At 67.8% G+C, this 19,424-nt stretch carries 8 protein-coding genes and 2 pseudogenes; 7 read left to right on the plus strand and 3 right to left on the minus strand.

The features are described from left to right. Positions 1-114: 114 nt before the first annotated feature. Positions 115-249 (minus strand): annotated as a pseudogene (locus ACWF9Z_RS01010) (IS5/IS1182 family transposase); the annotation flags it as partial. A 62-nt stretch (positions 250-311) separates the two neighbouring features. Next, the gene (locus ACWF9Z_RS01015) at positions 312-4,397 is read right to left on the minus strand and encodes a ricin-type beta-trefoil lectin domain protein (protein ID WP_453596094.1); all 4,086 of its coding nucleotides are present in this window, start codon (positions 4,395-4,397) and stop codon (positions 312-314) included. 605 nt (positions 4,398-5,002) lie between these two features. Here ACWF9Z_RS01015 and ACWF9Z_RS01020 point away from each other — a divergent pair. From ACWF9Z_RS01020 to ACWF9Z_RS01030, 3 genes are all read left to right on the plus strand, one after another. Continuing rightward, positions 5,003-11,212, plus strand: coding sequence for an RHS repeat-associated core domain-containing protein (locus ACWF9Z_RS01020; protein ID WP_453596096.1), 6,210 nt, complete (start codon positions 5,003-5,005; stop codon positions 11,210-11,212). Between the two features lie 234 nt (positions 11,213-11,446). After that, a complete protein-coding gene (locus ACWF9Z_RS01025) occupies positions 11,447-11,692 on the plus strand; it encodes a hypothetical protein (protein ID WP_453596098.1) in 246 nt (81 codons plus the stop codon). Positions 11,693-13,131: 1,439 nt separating this feature from the next. Further along, positions 13,132-13,257, plus strand: coding sequence for a hypothetical protein (locus ACWF9Z_RS01030; protein ID WP_453596100.1), 126 nt, complete (start codon positions 13,132-13,134; stop codon positions 13,255-13,257). 345 nt (positions 13,258-13,602) lie between these two features. Here ACWF9Z_RS01030 and ACWF9Z_RS01035 read toward each other — a convergent pair. Further along, a pseudogene (locus ACWF9Z_RS01035) lies at positions 13,603-14,594 on the minus strand (IS110 family transposase). Positions 14,595-15,366: 772 nt separating this feature from the next. Between ACWF9Z_RS01035 and ACWF9Z_RS01040 the strand changes: the two are divergent. From ACWF9Z_RS01040 to ACWF9Z_RS01055, 4 genes are all read left to right on the plus strand, one after another. After that, positions 15,367-16,041, plus strand: a complete 675-nt coding sequence (locus ACWF9Z_RS01040) for a TetR/AcrR family transcriptional regulator (protein ID WP_453596102.1) — start codon at positions 15,367-15,369, stop codon at positions 16,039-16,041. Positions 16,042-16,313: 272 nt separating this feature from the next. Beyond that, the gene (locus ACWF9Z_RS01045) at positions 16,314-17,531 is read left to right on the plus strand and encodes a cytochrome P450 (RefSeq protein ID WP_453596104.1); all 1,218 of its coding nucleotides are present in this window, start codon (positions 16,314-16,316) and stop codon (positions 17,529-17,531) included. A 40-nt stretch (positions 17,532-17,571) separates the two neighbouring features. After that, positions 17,572-19,047 carry a hypothetical protein gene (locus ACWF9Z_RS01050; protein WP_453596106.1) on the plus strand — a complete coding sequence of 492 codons (1,476 nt, stop codon included), beginning with the start codon at positions 17,572-17,574 and terminating at the stop codon, positions 19,045-19,047. A gap of 142 nt (positions 19,048-19,189) precedes the next feature. Then, positions 19,190-19,424: hypothetical protein (locus tag ACWF9Z_RS01055; protein WP_453596108.1), on the plus strand; the 235-nt coding region annotated here is incomplete at its 3' end.

The following is a 19,424-nucleotide window of genomic DNA, read 5'->3' on the forward strand; positions in this document are numbered from 1 at the left end:
TGGTGGTGTTCGAGCCCGGGGGGCGGGCCCCCCCCCCCCCGCGGGGGGGGGGGGGGGGGGGGGGGGGGGCGGGGGGGGCCGCGGGGGGGGGGGGGGGGGGGGCGGCCGGCCCGGGGGACAGCTGCACGGTCGGCCCCTGCGAACCGCATCCGCACCCTCACGCCGCAGCACGCTCACCAACTTCCAGATCAGGCGCGGGCCCAGCCCGGTGAACGGGCCTATCCAGGACGGCCCCGACGCCGTGATCACAGCAGCGACACCAAGATCATCTCATCGGTGATCAGTAATTACGGGACAACTCCTAGGCAGGATCAGCTGTTGGCTCCGAGGGGGTTGGCGAGCCCGGGGGTGAGCCAGCGTTGTGCGTTGGAGTTGTTGCAGTTGGCGAGCTGGAGTTGGGCGCCGTTGTCGATCCGGCCGTTGGGGACGTCGAGGCAGCGGCCGGAGGCGGGGTTGTAGAAGCCGTTGGCTGCGGTGGGGAGCCACTGCTGGCCGGTCGATTCCTTGCAGGTCCAGAGCTGGATGGGGGTGCCGTTTGCCGTGCTGTTTGCCATGGCGTCCACACATTTGCCGAGTACACGCAGTTCGCCGTTTTCCCGGATCTCGAACTGTTGGGCGGTGCCGTTGCTGTCGCAGTCCCAGACCTGGATGTGGGCTCCGTCCGTTGTGCTCGCGGCGCTGTCATCAGCGCACTTGCCGCTGCTCAGGGCCGATACCAGCTTGGTCGCGGTGGCCGAGGGCACGGTGGAGTGGTTGTAGACGGAGACGTTGCTGACTCGGCCCTGGAAGAAGGATGAGGGCTGACTTGCTGTCTTGTAGCGGCCTACGACCAGAGGGCCTGTGGCGTTCCAGGTATTGGCTTTGGGGTGGTGGCCGGTGCCGGCGAGGGTGCCGTTGACGTAGAGGGCGATCAGGCCGGTGATCTCGTCATAGGTGGCGGTGAGCTGGGTCCACTCGTTGATGCGGACCTTCGCCGCGTCATTCCAGACAGCGGTCTCGTCGTAGTCCCAGCCGTCGTCGTCCTTCTTGGACATTCCGAAATGCCAGGTGCCGTCCTGATCGTGCCAGAGCATGAAGCCGCTGGCGTGCTGGCCGTCCTGGCTGAGAAGGACGCCCCTTTCCTGGGATTTGGCCCAGGTGGAGATGGTGAAGCTGTGGGTGGTGTCGACCGCGGGGCCGGCGGCGGTGACCGTGCCGGTTGTGCCGTTGAGGTCGAGGACCTTGGTGGGGGTGCCTGCGACGGTGTCGTCGACCCGGAGGGTGCCGGTGACGCTGAGCGTGGCGTTGTTGCGGGAACGCAGGTCGGCGGCGGTGGTGCCAGAGTCTTCGTTCAGCTTCCAGTGGGCTGTGGAAATCCGTGCGTCGCCCATGGTCTTGGCGGCGCTGAAGCCGGTGACCGTGTTGCTGGTGAGGACGCCGTTCCAGGTGCGCAGGCGGTGCTGGTTGTCGAGGGCCCACAGGTCGGGGATGCCGTCGGCGCTGGTGTCGCCGGAGGATCCGATCACCGGATGCGTGGTGTTGAAGAGGCCGGTAGAGATTTTCGTGCGCTTGGTGTGGTCGCCGAGAGCGGCCGGGTTCCCGGCGGCGTTGGCGTACTGGTAGAGGTCGCCGGTCTTGTTGTCGCGGGCCCACAGGTCGGCCAGGCCGTCGCCGGTGGCGTCACCGGGAGCGATGAGGGTGAGGTTTTCCCAGCCGGAGGGGCTGAGCACGATGACGCCCGGGTCGAGGAGCTGGCCCGTCGTGGGCTGGCCCTGGAACAGAATGAGCTGGGAGCCGCCCGCGCCGTTGCTTTCGACGGTAAGCAGGTCGTTGCGCTGTGTGGTGACACCGGTTTCGGGCAGTACGTCACCCACCGCGAGGATCTGCTCGACCCTGGTCCAGGCTTCGGCGTATTCGGCCCCACAGGGCTGGCTGGTGGCGGCGACCTTGCAGCCCGTGGCCGCGGGGCGCTCCACGCCCTCGGATTTGCTCGTGTTGAAGTAGGCGCCGCCCGAGGTCTTGGTGTTGCGGTAGACGCTCAGTTGTCCGTCGCGCCAGGTCCACAGGTCGTCGACCCTGATGCCGTTGCCGCCGCGGTGGGTGGTCAGCGTGCCGGCGCCCCAGCCCTTACCGCCGGGACTGTTGGCCTTGGTGGCGGCGAGGATGCCGCTGGCGGCGGGGTCCGTGGCGGTCGGGTAGACGATGAGGTCGCCGTTGTCTGCGGGTGCGATGAAGTCGACTCGCTCGTCACCGGTGATGTCGCCGAGGGTCGTCTTGGCGTTCGGATTGTCGGGGACGTAGAAGGTGTACGTCTGCTGCTGGGATCGGTTACCGGCGCGGTCCACGGACTGCACACGCAGGATGTTGGTGCCCCAGGTCATGGGTGTCAGCGGGATGGTGGCCGTGCCGTCGGCCGCCGCGTCGATGGTGTTGGCGCCGCCGACGGGGATGGTGGAGTTGAAGGACCATTCGTAGGACAGAAGACCGCTGAGGGAGTCGGCGGCCTTCATGGTGAAGGTTCCCGGTTGGCCGCTGTACTTGGCGGATCCGGGCAGGGTGCCGGACGGCGGGTATTCGGTGGAGGTGACGACCGGGATGGACGGCGGCTGCGTGTCCATGGTGAAAGTGCACCCGGTGGAGAAGTTGGCCGACATCACCTCGCCGTCACCGCCACGCACTCGCCACGAGTAGGTGTGGCCGTCCGCGAGGTTGGTGGGCAGGGCTGAGACCCAGTGGGTGCCGGAGGCGGCCCCGATCCAGCCGCTGCTGTAGGCCACGGCACCGCCGGCGGTGTCGACGACATCGAAGATGGCATCGTTGGTCTGGCCGTCCGGGTCGCCGATCCATGCACCGATACTGAGGCCGGCGTAGCTGGTGGCACCGACCCAGCCGCAGCCGTTGCCGTTCGGGTTCTTCGGCGCCGGGAACATACCCAGCTCCCACGGGTCGTAGGGCGGCCGGTTGTACTCGATGTACAGGAACGGCAGGTTGTTCTTGTCGCGCGTGAACCGCTTGAAGCCGTTGCTGGACTCGGACTCGTTGGAGGCGAACAGGGCGTAGGTGATGCTGCCGCGCCATTCGTTGGCGGCGAGGTGGTCGCGTACATCCCACTCGCCGCGTGTGGTTGAGCCGGGGCAGCCGGCGCCGCCCGCGCTGTTGAGGGAGGCCGTGCGCAGGACCTCCCAGTCGCGGGGCTGGGTGCCCCAGGTGATGTTTGACAGGAGCGGCTCGGTGGAGTGCAGGTCCACGTTGTACGTGTTGCCGCAGTTGTTGTCGGCGGCGTAGGACTGGGTGGCGAAGAACGACGCCTTCTTGATGGTCTTGTCGCGCAGGTCGCTGGTGTCGAGCTGGATGTAGTAGCGCTCCACGCCCTTCTTCGTGCGCCAGCGCTGGTAGCCGACCCCGGGGTCGTAGCTGTCCCCGTAGTCGTCGAAGTGGGTCTCTGTGGGGTACCCCTGCTGGACCCAGGCCCAGTGCTGGGTGCCGCGGTTGGTGGGCGTCCAGGCCGGGTCGATGAACACCGGGTAGGCGGTGGCGGGGTCCTTCAGGAAGGCCTGGTCCGGGGTCAGGACGATGCTGTCCTTGCCGAGGTCGGCCTGGAGCCGCGTGGTCTTGGCGAAATCACCCGGGCCCTCGCTGTCCGAAGCCGCCTTCGGCCCGTTCTCGTCTCCGGAGCCTGAGGGTGCATCCTCCGTCTTCGTGACCGTCTGCGAGAACGGGGAGGTACCGGACCGCTTGGCGAGCGGGGCCTGGACGGGGACGGTGGAGTCCCACATGGTCGGGGCCGGCGCCTGGAAGACGGTGCGGCCCGAGGCATCGTCGGCCCTCAGGTTGCCGTGCCCGTCGGCGGAGACGGTGACACCCTTGCCCTCGAGCCCTGTCGTCAGCTCGACGAGCTTCGGATTCTTCGCGGCCTCGGCGGACTTGACGACGAGGACCTGCGAGATCCCGCCGCCCTCGTAGGCTGTGACCTTGAGGTCGGTTCCCGGGACGACCTCGCGGTAGACGGCGCTGGCCCCCTCCAGCACCGGCACGGGCAGCGGCTCCGGCCAGCTCAGCACCAGCTGCTTGCCGTCCTGGTCCAGGGTCGCCAGCGGTGCGGTACCGCCGCCGGACAGGGTCAGAGTGCTCACCGAGGCCCTAGGGCGGAGTGTGCCGTCGGTCGCCTTTACCAGGGTGGCGTCCAGGTCCGCCCAGTTGCCGCCCTGCCGGGTGCGCACGGGGGCGGCACTGCGGGAAAGCCCCAGGGTGCCGTTCGGATTGGCCACCACCGTGTCGGTCTCGGTCGTCGCCGCCGGCACGGGCACGGGCTTCCCGGTGCGCTTAGCCTCCGCGAGCGCGGCGTCCTCCGCCCGCTCCCGCTCGGTCGTCGGCCGCTGCGGCGGCGTCTGCGCGGCAGGCGCAGACGACGTGTCCACTGCCGGTGCCGCCCAGGCGCCCGGTGCGGCTCCGATGGCTGTAACCGACAGGGCCAGCGCTACCAGCCCAGCCAGTGCGACAGGCCGACTGGCCCGTCGTTCGCTTCTTTGTGTGCCCCCCACGGCAAAATCCCCAATGCGGTTGTGCTGTCAACTGGGCGCGAACGCTAACAGCTCCCTGAGTAGACGCTTCACGAACCCTTGAATATGGAATGAAATGTTCCGGGAGAATTGCCGGAAAATTGCGTTATGTCAAAGCGCGGCGGCCGCTTTATCGCGGACGTGAATGATCAACTGTTGGTCACGCTTCGAAATTTGGCTGGTCTACGGTGGTTGGCTTGTCTGGATTAATCTGCGTGTTGCGTACTGTGAACGAGTTAAGATCCGTCGCCAATTGGTCATCCGGCTACCGTGGGGGGAATGCCGTGCAGGCACCACCAGAACTAAGTTGGGAGAGGAGGCGATCTGCGGCGAAACGCCGTATATTCGTCGCCTCCGCTGTTGTGCTGTCACTGGTTATGGGGGCAGGCGCCGCCCAGGCGTCTGACTGGACGCCCAAGGACTCACGACGCTGGTCACCCAGCGCGCTGCACAAGACCGAGTCAGTGCGCGGCAAGAGCGCCCCGAAGTCCAAATCCAGCCCAGAACGAGAGAAGGCAACTGCCTGGACTCCCAGCGACATCTACTGGCCGCCGGCCGCAAAGGCAGAGGTGGACCTGAGCGCCACCGCGCCCGTTCCGGCGAACGGCTCGCTCTTCACCGCTCCCGGACGCCCCGGGGGCCCGGCTGCGCCCGTTGCCGATCCGAGCCGTGCCGGCGGTGCGCCGATCTGGGTGGCTCCCTCCTCCGGCAAGGGCGCGCCGCGCGGCGGCAAGGCAGCTGTGCAGCTCACGGACCGAGCGGCGGCCGAAAGGGCCGGCGTGCAGGGGATGCTGGTCTCAGTCCGCCCTGCTGAGGGTGTGTCCGAGGGCGGTCCGGTCAAGGTGTCCGTGGACATCTCGCACATCGCGGGCTCGTTCAGCGGGGATTGGTTCTCCCGTGCGCAGCTGGTCGCGCTGCCCGAGTGCGCGCTGATCACACCCGAGCGCCCGGAGTGCCGTACGCAGACCCCGCTTGCCACCTCCAAGGACGGAGACCGTCCTGGTCTTCTCAGCGCCGAGGTACCCCTCGCTGCGAGCAGCGGAGCGCGGCTGAGTAGTGTCTCGGACGCAGCCGTAGGAACGGGCGGTGCCGCGGTCTTGGGCGTTGCAGCCGCTCCTGGCGGGCAGGCCGGTACCTACGCAGCGACCAGCCTGGCGCCCTCGGGCACGTGGAGCAGCGGATCCAACACCGGTGGCTTCTCCTGGTCGTACCCGATCGCGGTACCCGAAGGTCTCGGCGGCTCGAAGCCGAGCATTTCGCTGTCCTACAGCTCGCAGGCCGTAGACGGCCGTACCGCCGCGACGAACAACCAGGCGTCGTGGATCGGCGAGGGCTGGGACTACTCGCCCGGTTTCGTCGAACGTAGCTTCAAGCCGTGTGCCAAGGACGGACAGGCCGGATCGGGGGACCAATGCCTGTCCGGGGAGAACGCCACGTTCTCGTTGGGCGGCAAGTCCTCGGCCCTGGTGAAGGACGACGCGACCGGGATCTGGCGGCTGGAGGGCGATGACGCCTCGAAGGTCGAGCGGCTGACCGGCGCGACGAACGGTGACAACAACGGCGAGTACTGGAAGGTGACCACCACCGACGGTACCCAGTACTACTTCGGTGCCGGTCGCAAGCCGGGCAGCTCCACCGTCCCGGCCACCAACTCCGCCTGGACTACGCCCGTCTACGGGAACAATGCGGGTGAGGAGTGCAACAAGCCGACGTTCGACGCGTCCTGGTGCCAGCAGGCCTGGCGCTGGAACCTCGACTTCGTCGTCGACCCCCTCGGCGGCGTCATGACCTACTCCTATGCCTCCGAGACCAACTTCTACAAGCGCGGCGCTTCGGCCGTGAACCCGACGGGGACACTCACCCCGTACATCCGCGGCGGAACCCTTGAGAAGATCACCTACGGCTCGAAACTGACAGATGCCGACACCGTCAAACCGACCGCCCAGGTTCTCTTCAGTGTCGACGAGCGCTGCCTGCCGGAGAATGCCGCCTTCGACTGCGCGCCCGCCAAACTGACCGCTGCCAACGCCACCAAGTGGCCCGATGTCCCGTTCGACCAGAACTGCGCGGCGAGCGGCACCTGCGAAAACTACTCTGCTACTTTCTGGTCCACCAAGCGGCTCACCAAGATCACTACGCAGGTCCTGAACAGCATTGGGGGCTACGACAACCTCGACTCCTACGCGCTCACGCACCAGTTCCCCGACCCGAAGGACCAGACGGCTCCGGCTCTGTGGCTGGACTCACTCGTCCACACGGGCTATGACGGCGCGGCGAAGCTGGACACGCCGCCGGTTCTCTTCACCGGGAGCCTGCGGAACAACCGGGTCGACTCCGGCGGCGACAACAGGCCTGCCATGAACCGGAACCGCATCGTTAAGATCACGTCCGAGACGGGCAAGACCACCGACATCGGGTACGCCGACGCGGACTGCACGCCCGGCACGGGCATGCCCTCCGCACAGGACTCCAACGCCAAGCGCTGCTTCCCGGTGTACTGGAACCGCGACCCGAAGAGCCCGGAGGACCCGACGCTGGACTGGTTCCACAAGTACGTCGTTACCCGCGTCACGGAAGCAGACCCAGTCGGAGGCTCACGCCCCCAGGAGGTCCGCTACGAATACGTCGGCCCTGCGGCCTGGCACCGCGACGACGAGGAGCTGACCGAGATCAAGTACCGGACCTGGAACCAGTTTCGCGGCTACGAACAGGTCATTACCCGCGCCGGAACCGCCCCGGACGTGATCTCCAAAACCGCCACGTTCTATCTGCGCGGTATGGATGGCGACACCAAGGCCGACAAGACCAAGCGTTCCGTCACGTTCACCGGCATCGCCGGAAACACGATCAAGGACAGCAACCCGCTGGCCGGCTCCGTGCGTGAACTGCAGACCTTCGCCTCCGACGGCGGCGAACTCGTCACCGTCTCCCAGTCCGACCCCTGGACCCCGAAGGCCACTGCCACCCACAGTCGCGGCACCGAGCTACCCGCACTCACCGCCCAGATGCAAGGCACGGCATCGGCCAAGGAGAAGAAGCTCCTCGCGGACAAGACCTGGCGAGCCACCTCGAAGACCTTCGGGTACGACACGACCTACGGAATGCAGGACTCGGTCCTGGACCAGGCCGACGGCCTGCCCGACATCTGCACCACGACCACCTACGCCCGCAACACCGCCACCTGGATCCTCGACCGAGTCTCCCAGACCATCCGGACCCAGGCCGCCTGTGGCGTGACCGCGACCGAGACGAACACCCTCTCCAGCGACCGCACGCACTACGACAACCAGCCCTTCGGTACCCTCACCGGCCCCGGACAGCCCACCAGCACACAGAAACTGGACCGCTTCGAAGCCGGCCAGGCCAAGTACGTCTCCAAGTCGACCGCCGGCTATGACGCCTACGGTCGCCTCACCAGTACCAGCGACGCGGTAGGGGCGACGACCACCACGGAGTACACGCCGGCTGCACCGTCCCGTCCGACGACCCTCAAGGTCACCAACGCCAAGAACTGGACCACCTCCACCACCCTCAACCCGTTGCGCGGGCAGCCGGTCAAGACGGTCGACCAGAACAACCGCACCACCGAGATCGCCTACGATGCCTTCGGGCGCACCACCGCCGTATGGCTGCCCGGACGAGCACGCGACAAGACCGCCAGCAAGCTGTTCGCCTACGACCTCACCCAGACCGGCACGAGCTCGATCACCACTCAGACGCTCCGAGCTGACCAGTCGTACGCCACCTCCATCAGCATCCTCGACGCGATGGGGCAGCAGGTCCAGGCCCAGTCCGTTCCGCAGAACGGAGCTGTGGGCGCACGGTTGATCAGCGATACCGCCTACGACAGCCGCGGCCGGCCTTTCAGAACCACCGAGACGTACGTCAACATGGACTCCGACCCGGTGAAGACCCGTTTCATCGCCGACGAGAACATGCTGCCCGCCCAGAACAACACCCAGTACGACGGCCTCGGCCGCCCTGTGGTAAAGATCCTTTACTCCAAGGCGATCGAGCAGTGGCGCACCGCCACCGCCTACCCGGGCGCCGACCGCATCGATGCCACCCCGCCGATAGGCGGCACCGCCTCCAGCGACATCACCGACGCTCGTGGACGCAAGATCGAGCAGCGCCAGTACAAGGGCGGCACCCCTACGGGGGCATTCGACACCACCCTCTACGGCTACAACACCGACGGCACGCTGAAGCAGATCACGGACCAGGCAGGCAACGTCTGGACCTACGGCTACGACCTGCAAAGCCGTCAGATCAAGGCAGTGGACCCGGACAAGGGCACTTCGACGACCTCGTACGACGCAGCCGACCGTCCCACCTCCACAACGGACGCTCGCGCAAACGTGATCTTCACCAGCTACGACGTCCTCGGCCGGCCGATCTCCCGCAACCTGAACACGGTCGACGGCACCAAACTGGCCACCTACGAATACGACACCATCTTGCCCGGCCAGCCCACCGCTTCCACCAGTTGGCTGGACGGCAAAGCCTGGCGCCAGGAAGTGACCGGCTACGACATCGGCTACCGGCCCACCGGCAGCAAGCTGACCGTGCCCGCCGGTGAGGGAGCCCTCACCGGCACCTACACCACCTCCGCTTCATACAACGCGATCACCGGGGCGGAGAAGAGCGCCGCCGTGCCCGCGGCAGGTGGCCTGCCCGCCGAAACCCTCACCACCGGCCGCAACATCAACGGCCTTCCGGTCGCCTACGGCTCGAACACCACCGACTACGTCAACTGGACCGACTACGACGAACTCGGCCAAGTCCAGCGCACAACCTTCGGAGACGACCCGAAGCAGGTCGTCGTCACCAACATCCAGGACCCGGCCACCGGCCGGCTGCTGAGCACCGAGCTCAGCAAGCAGGACCAGACCACCCCGGTCGACACCACCAGCTACACCTACAACCCCGCAGGCGACGTCACCTCCGTCACCAGCATCCAGGGCGCAGCACGCGCCACCCAGTGCTTCACCTACGACCACCAACGTCGTCTGACCGAAGCCTGGACCGACACCGGCACCACCACTACCCAGCCCGGCCCGAGCGTCCCCGGGATCGGAGGCTGCACCAACGCCACACCTCAGAACGGGAAGATCGGCGGCACCGCGCCGTACTGGCAGTCGTTCACCTACGACGTCACCGGCAACCGCAAAACCCTGACCGAACACGACCCCGCAGGCGACGCGGCCAAGACCGCCATCACCACCAACACCTACCCCGCGCCGGGAACCGCGCGCCCGCACACCCCTACGTCCACATCCCAGAAGACCGGCACCGCAGCAGCCGTCTCCAAGGACCTCACCTACGACACCACCGGCAACACCCTCACCCGCCCCGACGCAGCTGGAACCACCCAGACCCTGACCTGGACCCCCGAAGGCAAACTCGCCTCGGCCACGACCAGCGCGGGAACCTCCACCTACCTCTACGACGCGGCCGGCAACCGACTCGCCCGCAAGGACCCGGGCAAGACCACCCTGTACGTCGGCTCCACCGAGCTCACCCGCGACACCGCCACCGACAAGGTCACCGGCACCCGCTACTACGCAACACCCGGCGATACCACAATCGTCCGGACCTCCGACGGCAAACTCGCCTACATAGCCGCCGACCACCACAACACCGGCACCACTACCATCGACGCCACCACCCTCACCGTCCAGCGCCGCACCACCAAGCCCTTCGGCGAAGACCGCGGCACCGTACCCACCGCATGGCCCGGCGAACACGGCTTCGTCGGAGGCACCCAGGACAAAACCACCGGCCTCACACACCTCGGCGCCCGCGAGTACGATCCGATCGCAGGCCGCTTCCTCTCCGTCGACCCGCTCATCGTGGTCGACGACCCCCGCCAGCACAACGCCTACCAATACGCCAACAACAGCCCCCTCACCAATTGTGACCCCACCGGCCTCAAACTGGACGACGGCACCGGTCACAGCGAAAAGCCCGACGGCAGCTCCCCCAGCAATCCCGTCACCCCCGGCGGTAAAGCACCCGACGGAAGCGCGGGCTACAGGGGTGGAGGCCCCCAGAGCAAAATTACTGGGAGCCAGTGCGGCAACGACCCCGACTGTCGAGCCTCAAAGGGTCATCCCTCAGGACGGTCCCTCGAACAGGCCATCACGGACGAGACCTGGTACCTGGAAGGCGAGTATCGTCAGCGGCAGACCTGGCCGCTGCACTGGATTCCAGGAGACGGAGCTGATGCGGACGGGGATTCACTGCACAAGCCGAACCTTGCGGAACGGGCCATGTGTACAAACAACCCCGTCGAATGCTTGCGGGCCAAAAGTATACAGGAGTGGGCCGAGCGCCTATCCGATGCCGAATATAAACGCACCGGACTGAATACGAACGCCTACCGTCACACATTGTGGCAGGCCAGGCTGACATTGGAACTCGGCGAAGACCGGGCCATCGCATGGGCTGATGCGCACGAGGCGTATCTACAAGACGGCCAGTGGACGGACCATATGTCAGACCTCTACAACAATTCGAAGGGCAGGGAAATAGGAAATAAAATACTAGACGGGGCAACCTCTGCCCAATTCCAGGCCGGACTTCCATATTTCAAGGCCAGAATCATTTCCGAGTCTCTTGCGTACGTAAGATCGGGGGGGTATGCCAGTAGGGACTTCTTTGAGGAAAACTGAAGGTCAAATTGCAGTCGACAGAAAGAAGGTGCGAGGATGCGCTTGCGGGGATTCGCATGGTTGCTGGCGTGCATAGGGGGGGGCTTTGCGGTGTTGCTGACAGTCGTCTTTACGTCCGAAGGTGAGCACCGAAGGTCTCTGAAGGTTGCTGACGTGGAAGGCACCTGGTCAGCTGCGGGCGGTGAGCGCCTCACGGTCCGAGCGGACGGCTCCGCGGGGCTGGAACGGGTAAGAGTGTCCGAGACAAGTTGCGGCCAGTCGACCGGATCGGCCTCCCAGACCTACAGCGGCTCGGCTACCTGGGAGTTCGACACCGTACCCGACGAGAGTCCGGGGGTTAGGTTTGACTTCCACACTCCTGGCTCGGGCAAGTCGTGCAAGGTCTACCTCGTGGTCTTCCCTGAAGAGCGCGCGGGCAAGGGCTTCCTCGACAGTGACAGCGACGTGCAGTACTTGCGCTCGACCGCACGGTCAGACTGACGGGTAGGCAGCCATCAGGTACAACGGGGGACGGCCACCCTATTCAATATTCAATACAGAGCCGCCTTAACCTGCTGACGCCGGTTCAACTGTTGGAGGTTGTCGGCCGTACGGAACGGTGAAGCTCCTGGCGGACGGGCTCTCGACTGAGATTGTCGGTATTTGCCGGGAGCTTCGCATGCCTACCTAGGACCGGCGCTACGCCCCAGCTATTGGTTTCCGACATAAGGTCGAGGTGAACGGACGAGTGGCCTCCTGCAACCTGGGAATAAGAAATAGATATGCTGGGGGAGGCCCGGGGTCGTAAGGATCCAGAGGGTCCAATGGTTCTCCGTTTCACTCAATCTGGCGCACACTTGAATACTTTCGGGCTGGCTCGAGATTTCGATGTGTATGGAAGTTCACACATGGTAGGGATGCCTTAATGGTTCGGTCTAAAAAGGTCAGATCGATTCTACTTCCGCTCCTCGCCTGTGTGATGCTCGCCGGCTGTGGCCAAGCTGAGAGGCCTGGTGCGGGACCAATGGCGCCTAGCCTTCCATCCCAGGCGCAAAGCCGTAGGTATGAGCAATTTCAGGGCCGCCCCAGTTCGGGCGATCTAGGATGCTACGGGCTTAGGGTTTCGGAAGGTGTTCAGTCTGTCGACCACTGGAAATACGGCAGCGGTTTAGGTGTAGAGCTCTGGATCCGATTTGAAGCGACTCAAGATCAACTGGATGATCTGTTGCGCTATCTCGGGCGCGAAACCACGGACTTGCGTCCCACGCATTCTCCCTTCGACTCCAGAGATGTCTTGGAATTGGGATGAGATATATCGGCCCGACCGGGAATGTCGGGTCTGGTCGTACCAATTTCTGATAGCGATCTACGCGGCATATATCGCCAAGTTGCAGTCGATAAGCGGGACGGTTCAAGGATGACGGTCGACGTGTCCTCGGCGAGGACCTGATGAAGTACTCGGCTGACGCAGAGGGCGTCCGCCTGATCGCGGTGAGTCGCCGGCCCCGTCGTATCTGCGGACCGGAATAGCATAAGTTGCAAGCTGAGGCGCCGTGGTCTCGGCTGCGGCATATATCGGGGGGCACCCGCCACGCGACTGCGTGGTGGGTGCCCGCGTTTGGTCGCTGCGATCCGGCGAGGGGGAGCCCGTCCCTCAACGAGCCGCGCGCGCCGTCGCCCTTCCCGCCTTCATCCGACGAGCAGCGCTGAAGGGCCTGACGCCGTACGCACACGGAATCTTCCGAATGTCGCTGAAGGCTTGACGTCGTTCGAGGTCAGGGTGGATTCACCTCCACGACGACCGGCGCTGTCCGGGGTCGTGCGGGACCGTACAGATCGCTGGAACCCGCCCCGGCGGCCGCACTCCTGGAGACGTGCCAACACCCACGGAACCGGCCAGGCCCTCGGAAGCGGACCGGTATGGACATCGCGACACCGTCGTGCTGATTGCCGTCCTCGCCATCTGCGTCGGCGTCTGCCTCACTGCTGGGGACGACAGCGGCTTCGCAGGGGTCATCGGCGCCATCACCGGCCTCTACAGCGCCTGCCGCATCGCCGCTGACTGATCGAAAGATCATGAGCGGCAAGGTATGCAGCGCCAGCGGCTATCTGGGTTGCCCCATGCAGGGCCAGTCCTGGCCGTGTTGCTTCGGGCTCTCCGGAATCCCCCGCAACCCTCGTGAAGAGGTCACGGAGCTCGAGGAGACCGCCGCCTCCCTGCCTGAGCGGGGGGTGCCCCTATGTCTTTGGTCAAGGTGCTCGGGTGGCAGTGTGGCTGTCATGAGTGATGAAGGGCCTGTTCGTGAGTCGGCAGGCGAGGGCATGCGTCCGTGCGACTTTTGTGGCCATCCAGTCGTGATCGACTCGGTCGACGAGCGTGACTGCCCTGCATGCGGCGAGGCTGCTGAGGGTCAGGCAGCTGTGGCTGGCCGCGACTCGTAGAAGGTTCCGTCGCGGAGCATTGCGAAGAGGACGTCGGCTCGGCGCCTGGCGAGGCAGAGCAAGGCCTGTGTGTGGTGCTTCCCTTGGGCGATCTTCTTGTCGTAGTAGGTCCGGGAGGCCGGGTCGGCCAGGGAGGCGAACGCAGCGAGGAAGAAGGCCCGTTTGAGCTGCTGTTTCCCCTGCGGGAGGGCTGTTCGCCGCGGATTGAGGAGCCTGAGCTGCGGGTGGCGGGGGCGAGGCCCGCATAGGCGGCGAGGTGGCCGGCGGTGGGGAAGGTGCTGCTGCCGTCGCCGACCTCGATCAGGATGCGGGCTCCGGTCCCGACTCCGACTCCCGGATGGACGTCAGGACCTTCGAAGAGTGATCAGGCAGCGCCGTCCGGCTTTGCGGATCTGAGCTGTGACCCGAACCGTTCCAGCAGGGTCAGGACGGCCGGGTGCTGCAACCGCGGCCCCAACACGCGTTCCAGCGACGGATGGATCTGGGTCAGCAGGCCGTGGAGCCGGTTCGCGACCCTGGTGGCCTCGCCGGCCAGGTCGTCGTCGAAGCCGACGATCATCTCCAGTTCGGCGATCGTCTCGTCTTGGCCGTCGATGGCCCGCAGTGTGTGAGGCATCGTCCGGGACGCGTCCGCGATGATGAACGCGTCCTTCGCATCGGTCTTGGCCTCGCCCGGGTAGAGATCGGCGATCCGCCGCATCGTCAGCCCCGGCAGATAGGCGACCGGGCAGCCCATGTCCCTCGCAACGGCCAGGGGCAGGGCCCCGATCGAGGCCGGCTGGTCGACCACGACCAGCACCGTTCCGTGCTTGGCCTGCAACTTCGCGCGGAGCTTGGGCTCGGTGTTGGGCAGCCGTTTGTCGAAGGCCTTCTTCCCGGCGGCCATGACGGCGGTGGTGTGGTGTTCGCCCTTGCCGACGTCCACGCCGAGGAAGACGTCGATGGTGCTGGTGTCGATCACGTGCAGGCCCCTCCATCACGTTTTCGTCCGGCCTTGCCTCGGCATCGAGCTGCCACACCCACGTTACGGAGAGCTCTGCCGGTCCGGGTGAGACCGGTGCTCAAGCCCCTCATCAGCGGTCCGTCGATGCCTCCGGGCCCGGTGACACCACCCCCCGGATCATGGACTGCATCAAGGAGGGGAAGTCATGCCGGACCCGAAGGCCGGAGGCCCCATTGCGGAGCCACGAAAAAGGTAACGGGGGGGGGGGTAGCTCCAGCCACTGGCCGTCGAACGCGCCGGGGCTCTTCTCGCGGTCTGCGGGGGTCAGGCTGCAACGATCAGCAACGCCCGGTACGTCGTGATCGACAGGGGCCACGCCATGTCGCGCTGAGTGTCTGAGGCTGTGATGACCAGGTGTGCAGGGCTGGTCGGCGCAGGTTCGGGATGAGCCGTCAGGCCCGCACCGGCTACCGGGCAGACGAAAGTACGCGAGACGACCGTCTCCATGCCACACGTTCGTCGCGGGCTCAGATCCCGCGGCGCGTTCCGTGGTTCATCGTGTACAGCTCCCGTGCTCTGGTCCGAGGCGGCCGGACAGGCGGCCCTCGGTGAAGAGCACGTACTGAAGGCGTGGTTCGCCGCCGAGGGTATGAAACAGGCAAACGGCGGGGCATGTGGGAGGTGGACGGGCGGGCGCCCCGCGCGAACCGGTGCAAGGAGATTGACAGTCCGTCAGTTCAGGGCGCACGTTATATCGGCAGGCCGATATAACTTCGACTCCGGAGGCCCGGTGGCACCCGACCGCACGCCGACGCCACACGGCACGCCGCAGGCGCCCCGTACCGCTCCAGCGCCCCGCACCCCCCAGGCGCAGCGCAAGTCCGAGACCCGCTCCCGCCTCATCGAGGCGGCCGCCGAGCTCTTCGCCCGCAAGGGGTTCCACGCCGTCTCCGCCGAGGCCGTCGCGGACGCCGCAGGGCGCACCACGGGCGCGCTCTACAGCCACTTCGGCGGCAAGGAGGGCCTCCTCCTCGCGCTGTTGGAGGTCTGGAAGGAGCGGATCGCCGAGGAGCTGGCCGCCGAGATCGAGGCGGGCGACCCCGACGATCCCGCCGTGCACTTCTCCGCGATGTGGGGCGGCCTCACCCGCCACCATCCCGAACGCGGCGATTCCTGGCTCCTGCTGGAGACCGAGCTGTGGCTGCACGCCGCTCGCGGCCCCCTCATCGGCAGCCGGCTCGCGCAGCGTTACGCCGAGATCCGCGCGCAGCTGGGGGAGGGGCTCTCCGACTGGGCCGAGGCCACTGGCACGCCGCTCGGCCGACCGCCCGAGGAGACCGGCGCCCTGGTCCTCGGCGTCCTCCTCGGGCTCGCCCTGCAACACCGCCTCGACCCGCGGGGCATCCCCGACAGCCTCGTCGTGGACGCCCTCGGCGCCCTCCTCGGGCTCGGCCGGCCGGGCTGAGCCGGGCCCGAGCCCGGCCCCCGCGATGCCCGCCTCGCGCCGCACATCCGCGTAGCGCTGTACACCCGCCCCGCGCCGCACTTCTGCGTAGCGCCGTACACCCGCCTCGCCCCGCATGCCCGCCTCGCGCCGCACATCCGCGTAGCGCCGTACACCCGCCTCGCGCCGCACTTCCGCGTGGCGCCGTACACCTGCCTCGCGCCGCACACCCGCGTAGCCCGCACGCCTCCGACGCCCCACCTCTCTGCCCACCCGGACGAAGGGAACCCCCTGTGCTGCCCACCGGCGAGATCGACCTCCTCGAGGACACCTGGGCCCGCGAGGTCCCGCACGCGCAGTTCACCCGGCTGCGCCGCGAGGACCCCGTGCACTGGCACGAGGTGCCGGGCGGCCACGACGGCTTCTACGCGGTCACCCGCCATGCCGACGTCAAGGCCGTCAGCCGCGACCCGGAACTCTGGTCCACCGAACTCGGCTCGTTCATGATCCGCGATCAGAACCCCGAGTCCCTGGAGACCCTGCGCCTGGTCCTCCTGGGCATGGACGCGCCGCGCCACTCCCGCTACCGCTCCCTGGTCAGCGCGGGCTTCACGCCCCGGGTCGTGCGGCGGCTCGCGGCCCGGATCCAGGAGCGGGCCGTCTCCCTGGTGGCGAGCGCGGTCAGCCCGGGCCGGGACATGGACTTCGTCGCCGAGGTGGCCGCCTGGCTGCCCATCCAGACGATCTGCGAGATGGTCGGCGTACCGGAGGGGGACGAGCGGCTGATCTTCGACTGGAGCAACCGGATGGCCGGGAGCCAGGACCCGGAGCTCTCGGCGGGCAAGCACGACAGCGACCTCGCGGCCGCCGAGATCTACGCCTACTGCGACGCGCTGGCCGAGGAACGGCGGGCCCGCCCCCGCGAGGACATCCTCTCGGCGCTGGTCCACGCCGAGGTAGGCGGGGAGCGGATGACGGAGGACGAGATCAACATGTTCTTCGTGCTGCTGTGCGTCGCGGGCAACGAGACCACCCGCAACCTGCTCTCCGCCACCCTGCTGGCCCTGATCGAGCACCCGGCGGCGCGCGCCGAACTGGCCGCGGCCCCCGAGGACGAATCCCTGTGGAACTCGGCGACGGAGGAGTTCCTGCGCTGGGGCGGCTCGATCCACAACTTCCGCCGCACCGCGACGCGCGACACCGTGCTGCGCGGCCGCCCCGTCGCCGAGGGCCAGAAGGTGGTCACGTACTACACCTCCGCCAACCGTGACGAGGAGGTCTTCGCCGACCCCTTCGCCTTCGACATCCGCCGGACCCCGAACGACCACGTCACCTTCGGTGGGGGAGGCCCCCACTTCTGCCTCGGCGCGGGCCTCGCCCGCGTCCAGATCAAGGCGCTCGTCCGCGAACTCCTGCGCCACCACCCCGATGTCGCCCTCACCGGCGAGGTCCGACGGCTCCGCTCGGACTTCATCAACGGCGTCAAGTACCTCCCGGTCCGCTTCGGCTGAGGAGCCGCGCGCCACCTGCCGTAGCCTCGGCCGGATGTGGATGCGCGAGAAGATCTGGAACGAAGCGACTCCGGCGGAGCGGCGGCTGGCAGGCCTGGCGGTGAATCCGGCGGCGCCGGAACGCCTCCTGCTGCGGATCCTCGCCGACGGCCCGCCGGCCGCGCGGATGGCGCTGTGCGGCGACCGGGACCTGCCGGAACCGGTCGTCGACGCGGTGGTGTCCCACCCCGACCGGCGGGCGCGCGCCGTCTTCGCCTCCAGTCCGCACGCCGATCCCGCGCAGCGGGCCCGGCTGGTGGACGACCCCGAGTACCTGGTGCGGGGCCACCTCGCCGAGGGGCCCGCCGCCCGCCTGGTGCCATGGCCCCGGCCACTGCCCGACGAGACCGTCGTCCACATGCTCACCACGTACGAGAACGACCTCCTGTGGAGCCTCTCCCGGCAGACGTCCCCCGGGCTCCGCGACCGCATGCCGACCCACCCCGAGGCGAAGATCCGCCGGGTGGGGGTGGGCTCGTGGTCCGTGCTGGCGGCCGATGTCCGGGCCGCGCTGCTGGCCGATCCCGACCCGCGGGTGCGCGAGAGCGCCTCCCGGCACGCCCGGCACGAGGACCCGAGCTGGGTGGAACAGGAGCTGCCGGACCATTCGTGCCACGCGCGCACCCACCTGTTGATGAACTGCCCCCTGAGCCCCGCCGTCATCGACTCCGTCCTCACCTCACCGGTGGGCAAGGAGGACAGGGCCATGATCGCGTTCAATTCCAGCCTGCCGCCCGCCACGGTGGTCCTGCTGGCCGGCGATCCCGACCCGAAGGTCCGCGAGTGGGTCGCCGGCCGCTCCGACCTCGGTCCCGCCGAGCGCGCGGCGCTGGCCGCCGACCCCGATCCCCAGGTCCGGCTCGCCCTGTCCGTGCACCCCGCGCTCACCGAGTCCGAGCGGGCGGCGATCGACTACGCGGTTCCCGAGGGCGGCTCGTTCGGATTCTTCCCCGCCCCGTCCACGCCGGCGGACCCCGCCGCCGTCCGCCGGTACGCCCTCTCCGGGCACCCCCTGCTGCGCCGCCGCGCGGCTGGTGACCACCACCTGCCGCCGGACCTCGTCGCGCTGCTCGCCGCCGATGCGGACCAGGGCGTACGGGTCACCCTCGCGCAGAACCATCCCGACGCGTCCGCCGCCTTCCTGCTGCGCTGCTTCCTGGAGTACACCGGCGACGACCGCGCCGACCTGCTCACCCGTCCGCTCTTCCCGACCACGGGCCTGGCCGCCCACGCCGAGCACGAGGACCCGGCCGTACGGGCCCTCGCGGCCCGGGATCCCGAAGCGGCTCCGGAGCTCGTCGACCGGCTCACCCGCGATCCGGATCCGGCCGTCCGGGCCGCCCTGGCCCGGCACCCGAACCTGCCCGCGATCCGGATCGCGGAGCTCTTGGACGACGAGGAGCTCGCCCCGCACGCGGCGGCGAATCCGGCCCTGGCCCCGGCTCTCATGGAGGAGATCGTCGACGCCACCTGCTGACTCATGCGCAATGCATGCTCAAAGCTGCTCGATGACAAGCCATTTCGAGCAACTTCCTTCATTCGGGGCCCTCGGAGCGCTATGTTGCCCGGTGCATGCCAAAAGGTGTGTCCGTGATCCGGACCGCACGAGGAGCCGCCCCATGAGACTCATCAGCATCCGCAGGAGCCCGCGGCGGCGGCGCGCCCCCGCTGCCGCGCTGCTCGCCGCCGCCCTCACCGTGGCCGGCCTGGCCGCCGCCGGACCGATCGCCTCACCGGCGGGGGGGGGGGGGGGGGGCGCGCGCGGGGGGGCGGCCCCCCCCCCCGCGGCCGCCGCCGCGCGCGCGCCCGCGGCGGCGCCCGCCCCCCGCCCGCGCGCGCGCGCGCCGCAGGGGC

The sequence above is a fragment of the Streptomyces sp. NPDC054961 genome, assembly GCF_053609145.1.